At 70.5% G+C, this 15,807-nt stretch carries 15 protein-coding genes; 10 read left to right on the forward strand and 5 right to left on the reverse strand.

The window, feature by feature from the left end:
- Position 1 precedes the first annotated feature (1 nt).
- The 10 genes from AB8810_RS08210 to AB8810_RS08255 all read left to right on the forward strand — a co-directional run bounded on the left by AB8810_RS08210 (position 2) and on the right by AB8810_RS08255 (position 10,563).
- Positions 2-358, forward strand: a complete 357-nt coding sequence (locus AB8810_RS08210) for a YgiW/YdeI family stress tolerance OB fold protein (RefSeq protein WP_369916188.1) — start codon at positions 2-4, stop codon at positions 356-358.
- 158 nt (positions 359-516) lie between these two features.
- A complete protein-coding gene (gene creB / locus AB8810_RS08215) occupies positions 517-1,230 on the forward strand; it encodes a two-component system response regulator CreB (RefSeq protein ID WP_369916190.1) in 714 nt (237 codons plus the stop codon).
- A 1-nt stretch (position 1,231) separates the two neighbouring features.
- The gene (creC, locus tag AB8810_RS08220; RefSeq protein ID WP_369916192.1) at positions 1,232-2,674 is read left to right on the forward strand and encodes a two-component system sensor histidine kinase CreC; all 1,443 of its coding nucleotides are present in this window, start codon (positions 1,232-1,234) and stop codon (positions 2,672-2,674) included.
- A 689-nt stretch (positions 2,675-3,363) separates the two neighbouring features.
- Positions 3,364-4,680 (forward strand): cell envelope integrity protein CreD, encoded by a 1,317-nt coding sequence (creD, locus tag AB8810_RS08225; RefSeq protein WP_369916195.1) that lies wholly within the window; start codon positions 3,364-3,366, stop codon positions 4,678-4,680.
- 25 nt (positions 4,681-4,705) lie between these two features.
- Positions 4,706-5,140, forward strand: coding sequence for a hypothetical protein (locus tag AB8810_RS08230; RefSeq protein WP_179566044.1), 435 nt, complete (start codon positions 4,706-4,708; stop codon positions 5,138-5,140).
- Positions 5,141-5,602: 462 nt separating this feature from the next.
- Complete coding sequence (locus tag AB8810_RS08235; protein WP_369916198.1) at positions 5,603-6,208, forward strand: GNAT family N-acetyltransferase; 606 nt, start codon at positions 5,603-5,605, stop codon at positions 6,206-6,208.
- A complete protein-coding gene (locus AB8810_RS08240) occupies positions 6,205-7,092 on the forward strand; it encodes a carbon-nitrogen hydrolase family protein (RefSeq protein WP_179566040.1) in 888 nt (295 codons plus the stop codon). Before AB8810_RS08235 ends, AB8810_RS08240 begins: the two co-directional genes overlap by 4 nt.
- A gap of 268 nt (positions 7,093-7,360) precedes the next feature.
- Complete coding sequence (locus AB8810_RS08245; RefSeq protein WP_369916200.1) at positions 7,361-8,443, forward strand: DUF3616 domain-containing protein; 1,083 nt, start codon at positions 7,361-7,363, stop codon at positions 8,441-8,443.
- A gap of 207 nt (positions 8,444-8,650) precedes the next feature.
- Positions 8,651-10,057, forward strand: coding sequence for a glutamate--tRNA ligase (gene gltX, locus AB8810_RS08250; protein WP_369916202.1), 1,407 nt, complete (start codon positions 8,651-8,653; stop codon positions 10,055-10,057).
- A 17-nt stretch (positions 10,058-10,074) separates the two neighbouring features.
- On the forward strand, positions 10,075-10,563 hold the full coding sequence (locus AB8810_RS08255) for a transcriptional repressor (RefSeq protein ID WP_003472952.1): 489 nt from the start codon (positions 10,075-10,077) through the stop codon (positions 10,561-10,563).
- A gap of 224 nt (positions 10,564-10,787) precedes the next feature.
- On the opposite strand, the gene AB8810_RS08260 is transcribed toward AB8810_RS08255, so the two are convergent.
- The 5 genes from AB8810_RS08260 to AB8810_RS08280 all read right to left on the reverse strand — a co-directional run bounded on the left by AB8810_RS08260 (position 10,788) and on the right by AB8810_RS08280 (position 15,762).
- Positions 10,788-11,165 (reverse strand): hypothetical protein, encoded by a 378-nt coding sequence (locus tag AB8810_RS08260; RefSeq protein WP_206258776.1) that lies wholly within the window; start codon positions 11,163-11,165, stop codon positions 10,788-10,790.
- 559 nt (positions 11,166-11,724) lie between these two features.
- Positions 11,725-12,048: a hypothetical protein gene (locus AB8810_RS08265; protein ID WP_369916205.1), complete on the reverse strand. Its 324-nt coding sequence runs from the start codon at positions 12,046-12,048 to the stop codon at positions 11,725-11,727.
- 275 nt (positions 12,049-12,323) lie between these two features.
- A complete protein-coding gene (locus AB8810_RS08270) occupies positions 12,324-13,625 on the reverse strand; it encodes a sugar MFS transporter (protein ID WP_369916207.1) in 1,302 nt (433 codons plus the stop codon).
- Between the two features lie 278 nt (positions 13,626-13,903).
- Positions 13,904-14,686, reverse strand: a complete 783-nt coding sequence (locus AB8810_RS08275; RefSeq protein WP_179566030.1) for a LytTR family DNA-binding domain-containing protein — start codon at positions 14,684-14,686, stop codon at positions 13,904-13,906.
- The gene (locus AB8810_RS08280; protein ID WP_369916210.1) at positions 14,686-15,762 is read right to left on the reverse strand and encodes a sensor histidine kinase; all 1,077 of its coding nucleotides are present in this window, start codon (positions 15,760-15,762) and stop codon (positions 14,686-14,688) included. The genes AB8810_RS08275 and AB8810_RS08280 overlap by 1 nt, the downstream gene beginning before the upstream one ends.
- Positions 15,763-15,807: the final 45 nt, after the last annotated feature.

The raw sequence follows: 15,807 nt of genomic DNA on the forward strand, positions 1-15,807 counted from the left end.
CATGCGCAAGACCCTTCTTTCCACGTTTGCCGCCGCCATCGCCGTTCTCGCCAGCGGCCAGGCCGCGGCGCAATACACCGGCCCCAGCAGCGTGCCGGTGACCACGGTCAAGCAGTTGCTGGAGCAGGGCAAGGACGAGCAGCAGGTGGTGCTGCGCGGGAACATCGTGTCCCACGATGGCGGCGACCGCTACACCTTCCGCGATGCGACCGGCAGCGTGAAGGTGGAGATCGATGCGCACCGGTTGCCGGCCGGGCGTGCGTTCGACGACAAGGCCCAGGTCGAGCTGCTGGGCGAATTCGACAAGGACTTCCGTTCCGCCGAAGTCGAAGTGGACGAGTTGCGCTTCCTGCGCTGAAGCGGCGCAGCGCCGCGTCGCGGCGTCGGCCGCTGCGGCGCGCTGAGGCCGGCCATGGCTGCGCGCGCGCGGGCGCCGGCGGCATGCGCCTGACCCGGAGCGCACGCGACGCCGCGTTTTCGCGCGGCGGCCGCTGCACGCCGCGCCCCGCTGCGGCTATGCTGCGCGCCATGTCCGCGTCCGCCGCCCCGTGTGTCCTCGTCGTCGAGGACGAATCCGCCATCGCCGATACCGTGCTGTACGCCTTGCGCAGCGAGGGCTACCAGGTGCGGCACTGCCTGCTCGGGCGCGAGGCCTTGGCGCAGGCGCGCGCCGGCGGCATCGACGTGGTGGTGCTCGACGTCGGCCTGCCGGACCTGGGCGGCTTCGAGGTGTGCCGCGAACTGCGCAGCTTCAGCCAGGTGCCGGTGATCTTCCTGACCGCGCGCAACGACGAGATCGACCGCGTGCTCGGCTTGGAACTGGGCGCCGACGACTACATGGCCAAACCCTTCTCGCCACGCGAACTGGTCGCGCGGGTGCGTGCGCGGCTGCGGCGGCCGGCGCCTGCGGCGAGCGCGGAAGCGGAGCCGGGCTGGCAACGGCACGGCGCGTTCGCGATCGACCGCGACGGCCGCCGCATCCACTACGGCGACGCCGCACTGGACCTGACCCGCTACGAATACGCGCTGCTGGCCGCGTTGCTGCAGCGCCCCGGGGCCATCCTCAGCCGCGCGCAACTGATGGACCGCGGCTGGGACAGCAGCGCCGACAGCGCCGACCGCACCGTGGATACCCACATCAAGACGCTGCGCGCCAAGCTGCGCGCGGCCGGCGCCGCGCACGACCCGATCCGCACCCATCGCGGCATCGGTTACGCGCTGGAGCAGTGAGATGCGGCTGGGGCTGAGGCTGTTCCTGGGCTTCTTCCTGATCGTCGGCGTGGCCGCGTTCTTCGTGATGCGGGTGTTCGTCAACGAGGTCAAGCCGGGCGTGCGCCAGGCGATGGAATCGACCCTGGTGGACGCGGCCAACGTGCTGGCGCAGATGGCCGCCACCGACCTGAAGGCCGGGCGCATCGACAGCGGCGCGTTCGCCCGCGACCTCGGCGCGGCGCAGCGGCGCAATCCGCGCGCGATGGTGTGGCGCTTCCCCAAGCGCAGCGTCGACTACCGGGTCACCATCACCGATGCGGCCGGCGTGGTGGTGTTCGATTCGCGCGGCCAGGACCTGGGCCGCGACAACTCGCGCTGGAACGACGTCTATCGCACCCTGCGCGGCGAATACGGCGCGCGCTCCAGCGCCGAGGGCGACGGCGATCCCAACCACACGGTGATGCACGTGGCCGCGCCGATCTACGACCCGGACGACGCCCGGCGCCTGATCGGCGTGCTGACCCTGTCGCAGCCCAACCGCAGCATCGAGCCGTTCATCGTCGCCAGCCAGCGCAGCATCCTGTTGCGCGGCGCCTGGCTGATCGGCATCTCCGCGCTGATCGGGCTGCTGATGACCTGGGGCCTGTTGCGCGGCATCGGCCGCCTCAACCGCTACGCGCAGGCGGTCAGCGCCGGCGAGCCGGTACCGCCGCCGCCGCCGCGCCGCGACGAGATCGGCGATCTGGGCCGCGCGCTGGAGACGATGCGGCGCAAGCTCGAGGGCAAGGCCTATGTCGAGCAGTATGTGCAATCGCTGACCCACGAGATGAAGAGTCCGCTGGCGGCGATCCGCGGCGCCGCCGAACTGCTGCAGGAACCGCTGCCGGACGCGGAGCGGCAACGCTTCGTGCGCAACATCGCCGAGCAGCAGCAGCGCCTCACCGAAACCATCGACAAGCTGCTGGCGCTGGCCGAGGTGGAACAGCACGGCTGGCTGCAGCGGCGCGAGCGCATCGCGCTGGCGCCGCTGTTCGCGCAGCTGCAGGAGGCCCTGGCGCCGCAGCTGCGTGCCAGTGGCGTGCAACTGCAGGTGCAGGCGCCGGAGGAGCAGCTGGCGCTGGTCGGGGATCCCTATCTGCTGCGCCAGGCCCTGCACAACCTGCTCGACAACGCGATCGCGTTCTCGCCGGACGGCGGGGTCGTGGTGCTGCGTGCCGAGCGCGACGCGGACGCGCGCATCGCGCTGCTGGTGGAGGATGCCGGCCCCGGGGTTCCCGACTACGCGCTGGAGCGGGTGTTCGAACGCTTCTATTCGCTGGCGCGGCCGGCCACCGGGCAGCGCAGTTCCGGCCTGGGCCTGCCATTCGTGCGCGAAGTGGCGCGGCTGCATGGCGGCGAAGCCAGCCTGCGCAACCGCGCGGCTGGCGGCGCGGTGGCGCGGCTGTCGCTGCCGGCCGCCTGAGCGGGGCCTGGATCCAGCGCAGGATCGGCTCCGGCGTGGTCCCAAGCCATCGGTTCGGACGGTGTGCGTGACCGCTGCGGCGCAAGGCTTCGCTCGTCGCGGCTGAAGCCGCTCCTACAGGGAGCTTGCGGCCAGCTTCCTGGGGGCATTGTAGGAGGGGCTTCAGCCCCGACAGACAGCCGGCAGCATTGGGATGCCTGACTTCGCTCGTCGCGGCTGAAGCTGCTCCTACAGGGGCATGCGGCCAGCCTCCTGGGTGCACTGTAGGAGGGGCTTCAGCCCCGACAGACAGCCGGCAGCATTGGGATACCTGGCTTCCTGGTTGCGGCTGAAGCCGCTCCTACAGGGGGCTTGCGGCCAGCTTTCTGGGTGCATTGTAGGAGGGGCTTCAGCCCCGACAGACAGCCGGCAGCATTGGGATGCCCGGCTTCCTGGTCGCGGCTGAAGCCGCTCCTACAAGGGGGCTTGCGGCCAGCTTCCTGCGTGCACTGTAGGAGGGGCTTCAGCCCCGACGCTGTTCGCCGCCGATGCTGGTCCCGACATCGCTCGCAAGCGAACGCCTTGCGCGATGGCGTTTGCGGCCCGCCTCAAGCACGCACGCCACCCACTTCACACTCGCTTCAAATTCGCCTCAAACCCCGCACACGCAGGCGCGGCACCCTGGCGTCCTCCATCACCGAGGACCGCCGATGAAATCCCTCAAGCTCGTTCTGCGATTCGCCACCATCGGCGGATTGATCCTGTTGCTGCTGATCCCGTTGTTGATGATCCGCGGCACCGTGCAAGACCGCCAGCGCTACCGCGACCAGGCGGTGGAACGCGTGTCGCAAAGCAAGGCCGGCGAACAGCGCCTGCTCGGTCCGCTGCGCGTGGTGCCGTGGACGCAGGTGCGCGATGTCGCGGTGGTCGATGCCGACGGCAAGCGCAGCGTCAAGCGCGAAACCGAAAGCGGCTACGACCTGCAGACGCCGAGGCATCTGGCGATCAGCGGCGAGCTGAAGCCGTCGCAGCGCAGCATCGGCCTGTTCAAGGTGCAGGTGTACAGCTGGCATGCGCGGCTCAAGGCGCAGTTCGACGATCTCGACTATGAGGCGGTCGAAGGCCGCAGCTATGGCCAGCCGTATCTGGTGGTCGGCCTCCAGGACGTGCGCGGCCTGGTCGGCACGCCCAACCTGCGCACCGACGGCAAGGCGCTGGCGCTGCAGCCGGGTTCGCTGGCGCTCGCCGGCCAGTCCAAGGGCGTGCATGCGCTGCTGCCGGCGCTGGCGGATACGCGTCAAGGCACGCTCACCGACTTGCACAGCGTGGAAATGGAATTCGTGCTCGACGGTACCCAGGGCCTGTCGATCGTACCGGTCGGCGACGACAACCAGATCGCGCTGACCTCGCCGTGGCCGCATCCGCTGTTCGGCGGCCGCTTCCTGCCCAACGAGCGCCGCATCACCGAGCAGGGCTTCCAGGCCAGCTGGGCGCTGTCGTCGCTGGCCACCGGCGCGCAGGCGCAGCTGTTCTCCGGCGGCGACATCGATGCGCTGCGCGTGGACCTGGTCGATCCGGTCGACGTCTACACCCAGGCCGATCGCGCCAGCAAGTACGGCATCCTGTTCGTGGTGCTGACCTTCGTCGCCTTCGCCCTGTTCGAACTGATCAAGCGCCTGCCGATCCATCCGCTGCAATACCTGCTGGTCGGCCTGGCGCTGGCGATCTTCTTCCTGCTGCTGCTCAGCCTGTCCGAGCACATCCCGTTCTGGCAGGCCTACCTGGTCTCGGCGGTGGCCTGCATCGGCCTGCAGTTCTTCTACATGTCCGGGGTGTTGCGCAGCCGCGGCCGCGCGGCCGGCTTCGCCAGCATGCTCACCGTGCTGTACGGCGCGCTGTACGGATTGCTGGCGTCGGAAGACAACGCCTTGCTGATGGGCTCGCTGCTGCTGTTCGGCATCCTCGCCGCGATCATGTGGATCACCCGCAAGATCGACTGGTACGAACTCGGCGCGGCGTTGCGCTGAGCCGGCACGCGACCAGGACTCCGCCATGTCGGCACATACCCATCTGCATCGTCGCGTCCAGGCCCTGCTGCCGGACGCGCTGGACACGCGCGGCCTGCACCGCGGCAACGCCGGCGCGAGCCTGGCGCGCAGCGCGCAGGCGGCGCTGGTCACCGCCGCCGACCGCGGCGGCGCCCTGTGGTTGCGGCTGAGCGAGCGCAGCCGCGATGCGCTGGTCGCGCAGGGCCTGGCGTTCCTGGCGGCGGCGCAGCAGGCCCGCGCCGCCTTGCCCGGCGAGGCCGAACCCTGGCGCTACTGCGCCTGGCGCGCGCTGCGCCGCGATTCGGCCTGGGCGCAGGCCGCCGGGCAGGCCGCGCAGGCCAGCCATGGCCCCGGCTTCGTGACCTGGGAAGCGCAGGGACGCGCGCGGCTGCTGGTGCTGCCGGCGCAGGCGGCGCTGCTGTGCCGCTGGTGGCGGTGAAGCGATCACCGATGCGGGCCAAGCGCGGCTTCGCGTGCCGCCCTCGTTCCCGGCATCGCGATCGTCGGTCGTGGTCGGGCTGGCGAGCGGAGGCACAGGCAAGCGCGATCGCGACGGCGTAGCGGCCGCGGACGCCGCGACGGGACGCAGCAACGGACAGGAAGCACGACGCCAGGGACGGCGGCATCGATGGATCGAGCAGGACGGCGCGATCGTGCGCGGCAATCGCGGCCAAGGACGCCGCCGCAGGACGCAGCGGCGGGCAGGAGGCCCGGCGCCAGGGAAGGCGCCATGGATGGCACGGGCAATCGCGATCGCGCGACGCCATCGCGGCCATGGAGGCCGCGGCAGGACGCAGGACCGGGCAGGGACGCCCAGCGCCAGGGATGGCGACAGGAGTGAATCGACCAGGGCATCGCCAAGCCGGCAGCGCCACGGAAACGCCTGCGGTAGAGTTCACGGATGGACTCTCCGCTTCCCATCCAGCGCCTGCGCGGCGCGCAGATCGCCCCGTTCCTGGACGATGTCGCGCGGCTGCGCATCGCCGTGTTCCGCGACTGGCCGTACCTGTACGCAGGCGACCTGGACTACGAGCGCGAGTATCTGTCCGCCTACGCCGCCTCGCCCGACAGCGTGTTCGTGCTGGCGCGCGACGGCGACCGCGTGATCGGCGCCTCCACCGGGCTGCCGCTCGGCGACGATGCCGAGGCGTTCGGCGCGGCCTTCGCCGGCAGCGACATCGCGGTATCGGAGGTGTTCTATTTCGGCGAATCGGTGCTGTTGCCAGCGTATCGCGGCCGCGGCGTCGGCCATGCCTTCTTCGATCATCGCGAGGCGCATGCGCGCGCGCTCGGCCGCTTCGCGCTGACCGCGTTCTGCGCGGTGGACCGCGATCCCGACGATCCGCGCCGCCCGCCGGGCTACCGCGGCAACGACGCGTTCTGGCACAAGCGCGGCTACGTGCGGCAGCCGTCGCTGCGCATGCAGCTGGCGTGGGACGAGCTGGAGCGCGGCGAGATCCCGCATACCCTGAGTTTCTGGACCCGCCCGCTGGAGCCCGCCGCATGAAGATCGCCGTCGCCAAGTACCCGATCGGCGCGCCGGTCGATTTCGCCGCCTTCGCCGACAAGCAGGCGGCCTTGATCGGCCAGGCCGCGCAGGCCGGCGCGCAGCTGGCGGTGCTGCCGGAATACCTGTCGCTGGAACTGGCCGCGACCTTCGCCAGCGCCGTGTCCGAGGACCTGCCGGCCTCGCTGGCGGCGATCCAGGCACTGCATCCGCAGTACCTGGCGCTGTTCGCGCAGCTGGCGCAGCGGCATCGCCTGCACCTGGTCGCGGGCAGCTTCCTGCTGGCCAGCGGCGAGGGCCGTTACCGCAACCGCGCCTACTGGTTCGCGCCCGACGGCAGCCACGGCTGGCAGGACAAGCTGCAGCTGACCGGCTTCGAGAAGGCCACCGGCCTGATCGACGGCGGCGACGCGCTGAAGGTGTTCGCGGCGGGCGACGGCGTGCGCGCCGGCGTGGCGGTCTGCTACGACAGCGAATTCCCGCTGCCGGTGCGCGCCCAGTACGAGGCCGGCGCGCGGCTGCTGGTGGTGCCCAGCTGCACCGATACCGAGGCCGGCGCCACCCGCGTGCGCATCGGCTGCCTGGCGCGTGCGCTGGAGAACCGCATCTTCGTCGCCCAGTCGGTCACCGCCGGCCTGGCCGAATGGAGCCCGGCGCTGGACGTGAACACCGGCGAGGCGGCGATCTACGCGCCGATGGACGCCGGCTTTCCGGCCGACGGCATCGTCGCGCAGACCCGGGGCGAGCAGGTCTGGGCGCTCGCCGAGCTGGACTTCGCCGCGTTCGAGGCCAGCCGCGCCCGCGCCCAGGTCGCCAACGACCGCGACTGGCGCGGTCAGCTGGCGCCGGCCATCGTGCGCGCGGAGCTGGGCGGCTTCGAGTAGCCGGCTGGTCGATCCGCGCGCAGGCGCCAGGCTCGGCAGGCCGTCGCCGCTGCCGCGCCAGCGCGCCATCCGCCTGGCGCGGGACCGGTCGTCCGCCGCCCCTGGCGTGGCTTTGCGCCCAAAGCAGTCACCGACAGCGCCGAGCCAGCGGCCGCGGCGCGCGCACTGCCGTTGCCAGCCGCCGCGGCACGCGTTGCGCAGCACACGCCATCCGAACGCACGATGCGCTCTGCTGTCGCTTCCGCTCCGCTACCGGCCTACCGCTCCGATGCCCAAGACCCTGCTGCCGCACGCCGTACGCCTGGAATTCGCGCCCGGCGCGCTGGTCCACGCCAACCTGTCCGGCGCCGCCTTCACCGACGACTGGCTGTGGGTGGCCGGCGACGAAGCCTGCGCGGTCGATCGCCTGCATGCGCTGGCGCCGGTGGGCGGCGAGGCGCTGCGTTTCGGCGAAGGCCGCAGCTTCGCCCTCGGCGAGCTGCTCGACCTGCCCGGCGACCACGACGAGGAGGCCGACCTGGAAGGCATGGCGCTGTCGCCGGGCTATCTGTGGGTGGTCGGCTCGCATGGCATGAAGCGCAAGAACGCCAAGCCCGACCGCGACGACGCCGACAACGGCAAGCGCCTGGCCAAGCTCAAGCTCGACGCCAACCGGCGCCTGCTCGCCTGCCTGCCGATCGAGCGCGATGCCGACGGCGCGCCGCAGCTGGTCCGCGACGCGGCCGACGGCCGCCGCGCGCTGCGGCTGAAAGGCGACGCCAAACACAACCAGCTCACCGAACTGCTGCAAGACGATCCGCACTTCGGCGCCTACCTGAAGATCCCCGGCAAGGACAACGGCTTCGATATCGAAGGCATGGCGGTGGACGGCCAGCGCCTGCTGCTGGGCCTGCGCGGCCCGGTGCTGCGCGGTTGGGCCGGATTGCTGGAGATCGCGGTGGAGGCGCACCACGACCATCTGCGGCTGGTGCCGCTGGACGCGCAGGGCACCTTGCTGCGCAAACATTTCCTGCAGCTGGGCGGGCTGGGCGTGCGCGACCTGCACTTCCACGGCGAGGACCTGTACCTGCTGGCCGGCCCGACCATGGTGCTGAACGGCGAGATCCGTCTGTTCCGCTGGCCCGGCGCGCGCGCGGCGCTGGCCGCCAACCGCGAACCGGTGCGGTTCCAGCGCGAGCTGGTCAAGTCGTTGGTGCTGCCGCACGGCGAGGACAGCGACCGCGCCGAAGCCCTGTGCAACCTGCCGCCGGCGCTGTCCGGCGGCGTGCCGAGCTGGCTGGTGCTGTACGACGCGCCGGGGCCGGCGCGCAGCGACGGCGAGTGCGTCGTGCATGGCGATCTGCTGCGTTAGCGCCTGTCCCAATCGTGGTGGCAGGCCCTGCCAGGGTCTTTTGTAGGAGCGGCTTCAGCCGCGACAGGTACTCTCCGGTAAGGTCATGTCGCGGCTGAAGCCGCTCCTACAATGGAAACGCTCAGGCACGGCGCCGCACCGCCGCTCCGGGCAATGCAGGGCACGGCGGGGTAAAATCGCCCGATTCCCGTTTGCTCCGAGCGTTCCATGGCCTGCCGCACCCGTTTCGCCCCCAGTCCCACCGGTTATCTGCACATCGGCGGCGCGCGCACCGCGCTGTACTGCTGGCTGGAGGCGCGCCACCGCGGCGGCGAGTTCGTGCTGCGCATCGAGGACACCGACCGCGAGCGCAGCACCCAGGCGGCGATCGACGCCATCCTCGAAGCGATGGACTGGCTCGGCCTGGACTACGACGAGGGCCCGGTCTACCAGACCCAGCGCATCGCCCGCTACCAGGAGGTGGCCGAACAGCTGCTCGCCGCCGGCAAGGCCTACTACGCCTACGAAACCCGCGAGGAACTCGACGCGATGCGCGAGGCGGCGATGGCCAAGCAGGAAAAGCCGCGCTACAACGGCACCGCGCGCGAGCAGGGCCTGCCATACCGCGACGATCCGAACCGGGTGATCCGCTTCAAGAACCCGGTCGGCGGCAGCGTGGTGTTCGACGACCTGATCAAGGGCCGCATCGAGATCGCCAACAGCGAGCTCGACGACATGGTGATCTTCCGCCCCGACGGCTACCCCACCTACAACTTCGCGGTGGTAGTGGACGACTGGGACATGGGCATCACCGAGGTCATCCGCGGCGACGACCACATCAACAACACCCCGCGCCAGATCAACATCTACGAAGCGCTGGGCGCGCCGGTGCCGAAGTTCGCGCACATGCCGATGATCCTGGACGAGCAGGGCGCCAAGCTGTCCAAGCGCACCGGCGCGGCCGACGTGATGCAGTACAAGGATGCCGGCTACCTGCCGCACGCGCTGATCAACTACCTGGCGCGGCTGGGCTGGTCGCACGGCGACCAGGAACTGTTCGGCCGCCAGGAGCTGATCGACCTGTTCGACGTCAAGGACGTCAACTCCAAGGCCGCGCGGCTGGACATGGCCAAGCTCGGCTGGGTCAACCAGCACTACCTGAAGACCGACGACCCGGCCACGATCGCGCCGCAGCTGGAGGACCAGCTGGCCAAGCTCGGCATCGACCCGGCGGCCGGCCCGGCCGCCGCCGACGTGGTGGTGGCGCTGCGCGAGCGCGTGCAGACGCTGAAGGAAATGGCCGAGAAGGCGGTGGTCTGGTACCGGCCGCTGGAGACCTACGACGAGGCCGCGGTGGCCAAGCACCTGAAGCCGGGCGCCGAACTGGCGCTGGGCAAGGCGCGCGAGCTGCTGGCCGCGTTGGGGCAGTGGAGCGTGGACGGCGTGTCCGCCGCGCTGCACGACGCCGCCGCGGCGCTGGAGATCGGCATGGGCAAGGTGGCGCAGCCGCTGCGCGTGGCCATCACCGGCACCCAGGTCAGCCCGGATATCTCGCACACGGTGTACCTGGCCGGGCGCGACCAGGCCTTGAAACGCATCGACGCCGCGCTCATCAAGATCCCAGCGGGAAGCTGATTCCCCGGAGAACCGCCATGTCCAGCAAGAAGACCGCCTGCACCGAGCCGCACCACCACGTCCACGACGCCGACGACTTCGTCAAGGTGGTGGAGCGGGTGAGCCGCGAACGCGGGCTGCGGCTGACCCCGATCCGCGCCAACGTGCTGCGCCTGATCGCCGAGGCGGGGCGGCCGGTGAAGGCCTACGACCTGCTGGAATGGGTGCGCGAGGGCAAGAGCGTGGGCGCCGATGCGCCGCCCACCGTGTACCGCGCGCTGGATTTCCTGATGGCCAACGGCTTCGTGCACAAGCTCGAGTCGGTCAACGCTTTCGTCGCCTGCCACCACCCCAGCAGCGCCCAGCACTCGGTGCCGTTCCTGATCTGCGACCGCTGCCACAGCGCGGTCGAACTGGAGGACCGCGACGTGGTCGCGCAACTGGAACAGCGCGCCAAGGCGCTGGGCTTCCAGCCGCAGGCGCAGACCCTGGAAGTGCACGGGCTGTGCGCGCGCTGCGCGGGCTAGGGCGCTGCGCTGTCGGCAGCGCGGATGTCCATGGGTTGCAGGGCGGCGCCGGCATGATGCGATTGCCGCGCACGCGCGGCGGCGACGCTCCGGCCGCCGATCGCCGTCGCTGACCCCAGCCACCGCCGTCGCATCGACAGCCGATGGTGGCGGCCGAGGCCGGCACTCCGCTAGGAAGGTCGGCTAGGCGTAGCCTGCGGCGCATGCCGGTGCGGCCACCGGCATCAGCCACGCTCCAGCACATCGCCGAAGCGAAGCCGTGTCCACGCTTCGGCCGCCGCCTGTGCGAGCGCAGACGAACTGCTGCTGCCCTCGGCCAGGGTGGTATCGCCGCGCGGATCGATGACTTCCCATTCCCAGGTCCGTGTTCGCTTGGGCAGCCACACCGCGAGCAGCAACGCAGGCAGTTCCGGTCTTCCGGTGCTCACGTCGCAGCGCCAGATCAGCAGGTCCGCCAGCGTGTCGCGCCGCCAGTCGGCCTCGGCTAGCGCCGTGTCGCCCGCAGCGGCATTGCGCATTGCGGCAGGGCGGGCGCGCTCCAGCGACGCGGCGAACGCGTGCGTACCGTGCGGGGTGGGACTCGGGTCGTTGGTCTTGTGCATGCTCGCTCCTTCTGTGTCCTAGAAGGCGTGCCGGGAGACCTGCGAGACCCCATCGGACACACCTGCATCGACCGGCGCTGCCGGTGGCTGGTGTCGCGGGTGCCCGATTGGCTGAGATGTCGCCGCTGATGCGGCGACGGCCGGGCTACCATCCGGCCTGCTCTCTTTCGACCGCCGCAGCGTACCCATTCCAGGGTGCCGCGACAAGCGCTTTTTCTCATTTCAAACTATTGTTTTTGAAGGAAATGTGTGAGCAATCCGGGCCTGCTGCGCCTGTCCGCCAGGGCCGTTCGCGTCCGCGTTGAGGCTGTCGGCTCGGCACGCGCCGACGCGATCGCTTGCGTGCTTGCGCCGAGGGTGCGCGCCGCACGGCCGCGCAGCCAGCACGCCCGATGGAACCGCTCTCGCTGCGCGTGCGCGCGCACGCTGGCCATCGGCCTCCCTTGGCTGCGGGCGACGCGCGCCGCCGCCGCAAGAGCCGCACCGTGACCCGCACCATGCCGTGCAGCGGCGCGCTGCGCCGCTGCGCACTCTCCTGGACAGCGTCGCGGGGCCGCGCCTAGTGCTTGTCCTTCGATTTGGGGGGAGCGGCATCGGCGCCGGCACCGTTGCCGCGGCCGGGAGCGTCGGCGATCTTCCTGACCTCGTAGTTGCCCTCCGGCAAGGCGAATCCCTTCTTGCTGCGTGCCGACACGATGACGGTGCAGGTGACCGAGCCGTCCGGGTTGCTGGACATGCCGCCGCCGGCATGTTTGCACCACGCGTCGCAGACCGCTTCCGAGCCAGGTTGGCAGTCGACTTGCGTGCCTTTGGCGCCGGCCGGCGCGGCGAAGGTCGAGGCGGCGAACAAGAGGGTAGAGAGTGCGGCAAAGCGTGCGTCCATGGTGTCGGCTCCGGATGTAGGCGAGGTGGCAGAGGCGTGGCGCTTCTGGTTGTCTGCCACCAGGGCCAACGCGCGCAACGCAGGCGAGCGGACAGCCATGCCGCGTTTGTCTACCGAACGGCGACGGCTAGGCGGCCCACACCATTGCGGCCTGGGCGAAGAGCGGCGAGTTGTCGGCGTAGCCCCGCCGACGTAGAGCGCGATCCGGCGCAGTACCGGATCGCTGTAGCGCGCCTGGTGGCGGTGCTCCCTGTCGGTCTCGCCGACCGTCGCAGCTAGGCGCTTGCCTGCGGCGGCGTCTTCGCGCCCCACAGCGCATAGAACAGCACGTACAACTCGCACGCGGCGGTGAGCAGGAAGGCCTGCTGCAGCCCGACGTGATCGGCTAACCAGCCCTGCACCACCACCAGCGCGCCGCCGGCGATGGCCATGATCAGCAGGCCGGAGCCTTCCTCGGTGAGCGGGCCCAGGCCCTTGATGCCGAGGGTGAAGATGGTCGGGAACATGATCGAGTGGAACAGGCCCACCGCGATCAGCGACCACATCGCGACGTGGCCGCTGGTGAACACGGTCAGCAGCATCACCGCGAACGCGCCGATCGAGAACAGCGCCAGCACGGTTTCCGGCGCGATGCGGCGCATCAGCGCGCTGCCGGCGAAGCGCCCCACCATCATCCCGCCCCACAGCAGGAACAGGTAGTGCGAGGCCTGCTCGTGGGTGAGGTTGCCGATGTGCGGCTGCGACACGAAATTGATGAACAGGTTGGACACGCCGATCTCGGCGATCAGGTAAATGAAGATCGCCGGGATGCCGAGCACCAGGTTGCGATGCCGCCACAGCGAATGGCTGGCGCGCTGCGCGCCGGTGGCGCGCTGCGTGGCCTGGCCGAGCGCGGGCAGCTTGAAGCGGGCGATGACCACGGCCAGCAGCACCAGCACCACGGCGACGATGAGATAGGGCAGCTGCACCGATTGCGCGTCGGCCAGGCGTTCGGCCTGGGTCAGCACCGCATCGCCCTTGACGGTACCCGAGGCCGAGCGGCCCAGGATCAGGTAGCCGCCGAACAGCGGTGCCAGCGTGGTGCCGACCGAGTTGAACGCCTGCACCAGATTGAGCCGCGCCGAGGCGGTGTCCGGGCTGCCGATCACCGCGACGTAGGGATTGGCCGCGACCTGCAGCAAGGTGATGCCGCTGGCGATCACGAACAGCGAGCCGAGGGTGATGCCGTACGAGACCAGGCGCGCGGCCGCGATCATGCCCAGCGCGCCCAGCGCCATGATGCCCAGGCCGATCACCAGCGCGCGCTGGTAGCCGATCCGTTCGATCAGCTTGGCCGACGGCAGCGAGGCGAAGAAGTAGGCGATGAACCACACCGACTCGATCAGCGTGGCCTGGGTGTAGCTCAGTTCGAACACGCTGCGCAGGTGCGGCAGCAGCGTGTTGTTGATGACGGTGATGAAGCCCCACATGAAGAACAGCGAGGCCAGCAGCGACAGCGCGGCGCGGTAGGACGGCGCATGGCCGGCGAACGGTGCGGAGTGCGAGAGCGGAGCCGCCGGCCCCATCGGTCCTGCCATCGTGGGTGTGTCCTCTGGGCTGTTGCGGATTCTGTGGTTGCGCAAGCCACGGGGCGCCTGCGCGCGCCGCCGCCTTCGCGCGTGCCGCTGCGTTTCGCACAGTGCGATCGAACGCGTCGTGGTGTCGGCGCAGCGCCGAGGATAGGCGGCGCACTCGGCGCGCGACCAATGATTTAAATCGCGGCGCTTATACGCTTATTGCAATGCTGCGCTGCGGCAGTCGCTGCGCATGCGCGGGAGCGGTGCCGTGCCGACAGCGTCGCGCCTCGATGCGATCGCTACATCGCGCGGAACAGCGGCAGATAGCTGCGGCTGACCGGCAGCTTCTCCCGGCGCCCGCGCAGATGGATCTGCGCGGTTTCGTTGTCGTGGCGGACCAGGTGCTCGATCGCGTGCAGGTTGACCACCACCGAGCGGTGCACTTGCAGGAAACAGGCGGGATCCAGTTGCGCGGCCAGTTCCTTGAGCGGGGTGGCGACGATCGCCTCGCAGGCCTGCGCGGCCTCGTTGCGCCAGGCCACGCAGGTGTATTTGCTGTCCGAGCGCAGGTAATCGATCGCCTCCACCGGGATCAGGCGCAGCGTGTTGCCGGCCTGCGCATGCAGCCAGCGCAGCGGCGCGCGGGGCTGCGGCGGCAACAGCTGCGCGGCCAGGCGCCGCAACTGCTCGGCGATATCGGCCGCCGGCTGCGCGGCCTGCAGCCGTTGTTGCAGGCGCTCGACCGTATCGGCCAGGCGCGCGTCCTGCACCGGCTTGACCAGATAATCCAGCGCGCCTTCGGCGAAGGCCTGCACCGCGTAGTCGTCGTACGCGGTGACGAACACGATATGCGCGCGGCGGCCGATCTGCTGCGCAGCCTGCACCCCGGACAGCCCCGGCATCTGGATGTCGAGGAAACAGATCTGCGGCTGCCGCTCCTCGAACAGGCGTACCGCGTCCCGGCCGTTGCGCGCCTCGACGGCGATCTGCAACTCCGGCCACAGGCGCGCCAATTGCCGTTTCAGCGCTTCGCGCAGCAGCGGCTCGTCGTCGGCGATCAGTGCGCTCGGCGGGGTGGGCATCACGCGTCCACCGCCAACGGGAAACCGATGTCGGCGCGCGTGCCGTGCGGCAGATGCGCCGCCACCTGCAGTTCCGCGCCGGCGCCGAAGCTGAGCGCGAGCCGGTCGCGCAAGGTGCTCAGGCCGGTGCCCAGGCCGTGCGCGCTCGCGCCGAGTCCGGCGCCGCTGTCCTCCACCCGCAGACGGCAGCGGCCGGCGTCGCGCCAGATGCGGATGACGATGCGGCCGCCGTCCTCTGCCGGATCGATGCCGTGCTTGACTGCGTTCTCCACCAAGGTCAGCAGGGTCAGGGTCGGGCAGCGGACGGCATGCAGCGACGCGTCCGTCTCGATCGCGTACTGCAGCCGATCCGGCATGCGCATGTACATCAATTCCAGATAGGCGCGGACCAGCGCCAGTTCTTCGCCCAGCGTGGTGGTCGGTTCGTGCAGCCGCGGCACCGCGGCGCGCAGGTAGGCGATCAGGCTGCGCATCAGGTCCGCTGCCTTGGGCGAGCCGATGTCGATCAGCGCCTGCACGTTGGCCAGGGTGTTGAACAGGAAATGCGGCGCGACCTGGCGCTGCAGCAGGTGCAGGCGCGCATCCAGCGCTTCGCGTTCCAGTTCGCTGCGTTCCAGTTCGAAGGCCAGCGCCTGATGGCGGGCCAGCGCGTCCTTCTGCCTGACCAGGGCGGCCAGCGCGGTCCACGGGGCGATCAGCACGCCGGTCACGGTCAGCATGAGAAAGCCGGAAAGCCGCTCCTGGTCCTGCAAGAACGGCGGCGCACCGGCCTTGGTCAGGCCGACGTAGAGCAGCAGCGTGGTCAGCGGGATGGCGAGCGCGACGCCAAGCACCTGCAGCACCCAGCGTGCCAGCCATGCAGGCAGCCGGCGCGGCCAGCGTTCGAACGCGGCGTAGGCGAGCAGCGCCGCGGCGCCCAAGGTGAAGCTGCGGCACAGCGCCGAGAGCGTGGAATCCCAGCTCAGGCTCAGCAGCAATCCCAGCGCGCCGGAGATGACGCACACGGGCACGACGCGCGCCCAGCTCAGCAGCGCGGGCGCGCGTTGCGCTGCGGAGAGCGGAACGGTGCGGGACATGGGCGGGAGGATAACCGAGGGCGCGGCGCGATTTGCTCGGCGAGC

It is taken from the genome of Xanthomonas sp. NCPPB 3005 (assembly GCF_041228095.2).
Classification (GTDB): Bacteria; Pseudomonadota; Gammaproteobacteria; order Xanthomonadales; family Xanthomonadaceae; genus Xanthomonas_A; species Xanthomonas_A bonasiae.

Coding starts and splice junctions, on each gene's coding strand:
- creD (WP_369916195.1), top strand. CDS start 3,364: ATGAAATCCCTCAAGCTCGTTCTGCGATTCGCCACCATCGGCGGATTG.
- AB8810_RS08245 (WP_369916200.1), top strand. CDS start 7,361: ATGCCCAAGACCCTGCTGCCGCACGCCGTACGCCTGGAATTCGCGCCC.
- AB8810_RS08280 (WP_369916210.1), bottom strand. CDS start 15,762: ATGTCCCGCACCGTTCCGCTCTCCGCAGCGCAACGCGCGCCCGCGCTG.
- AB8810_RS08260 (WP_206258776.1), bottom strand. CDS start 11,165: ATGCACAAGACCAACGACCCGAGTCCCACCCCGCACGGTACGCACGCG.
- AB8810_RS08270 (WP_369916207.1), bottom strand. CDS start 13,625: ATGGCAGGACCGATGGGGCCGGCGGCTCCGCTCTCGCACTCCGCACCG.
- creC (WP_369916192.1), top strand. CDS start 1,232: ATGCGGCTGGGGCTGAGGCTGTTCCTGGGCTTCTTCCTGATCGTCGGC.
- AB8810_RS08235 (WP_369916198.1), top strand. CDS start 5,603: ATGGACTCTCCGCTTCCCATCCAGCGCCTGCGCGGCGCGCAGATCGCC.
- AB8810_RS08255 (WP_003472952.1), top strand. CDS start 10,075: ATGTCCAGCAAGAAGACCGCCTGCACCGAGCCGCACCACCACGTCCAC.
- creB (WP_369916190.1), top strand. CDS start 517: ATGCTGCGCGCCATGTCCGCGTCCGCCGCCCCGTGTGTCCTCGTCGTC.
- gltX (WP_369916202.1), top strand. CDS start 8,651: ATGGCCTGCCGCACCCGTTTCGCCCCCAGTCCCACCGGTTATCTGCAC.
- AB8810_RS08275 (WP_179566030.1), bottom strand. CDS start 14,686: ATGCCCACCCCGCCGAGCGCACTGATCGCCGACGACGAGCCGCTGCTG.
- AB8810_RS08265 (WP_369916205.1), bottom strand. CDS start 12,048: ATGGACGCACGCTTTGCCGCACTCTCTACCCTCTTGTTCGCCGCCTCG.
- AB8810_RS08230 (WP_179566044.1), top strand. CDS start 4,706: ATGTCGGCACATACCCATCTGCATCGTCGCGTCCAGGCCCTGCTGCCG.
- AB8810_RS08240 (WP_179566040.1), top strand. CDS start 6,205: ATGAAGATCGCCGTCGCCAAGTACCCGATCGGCGCGCCGGTCGATTTC.
- AB8810_RS08210 (WP_369916188.1), top strand. CDS start 2: ATGCGCAAGACCCTTCTTTCCACGTTTGCCGCCGCCATCGCCGTTCTC.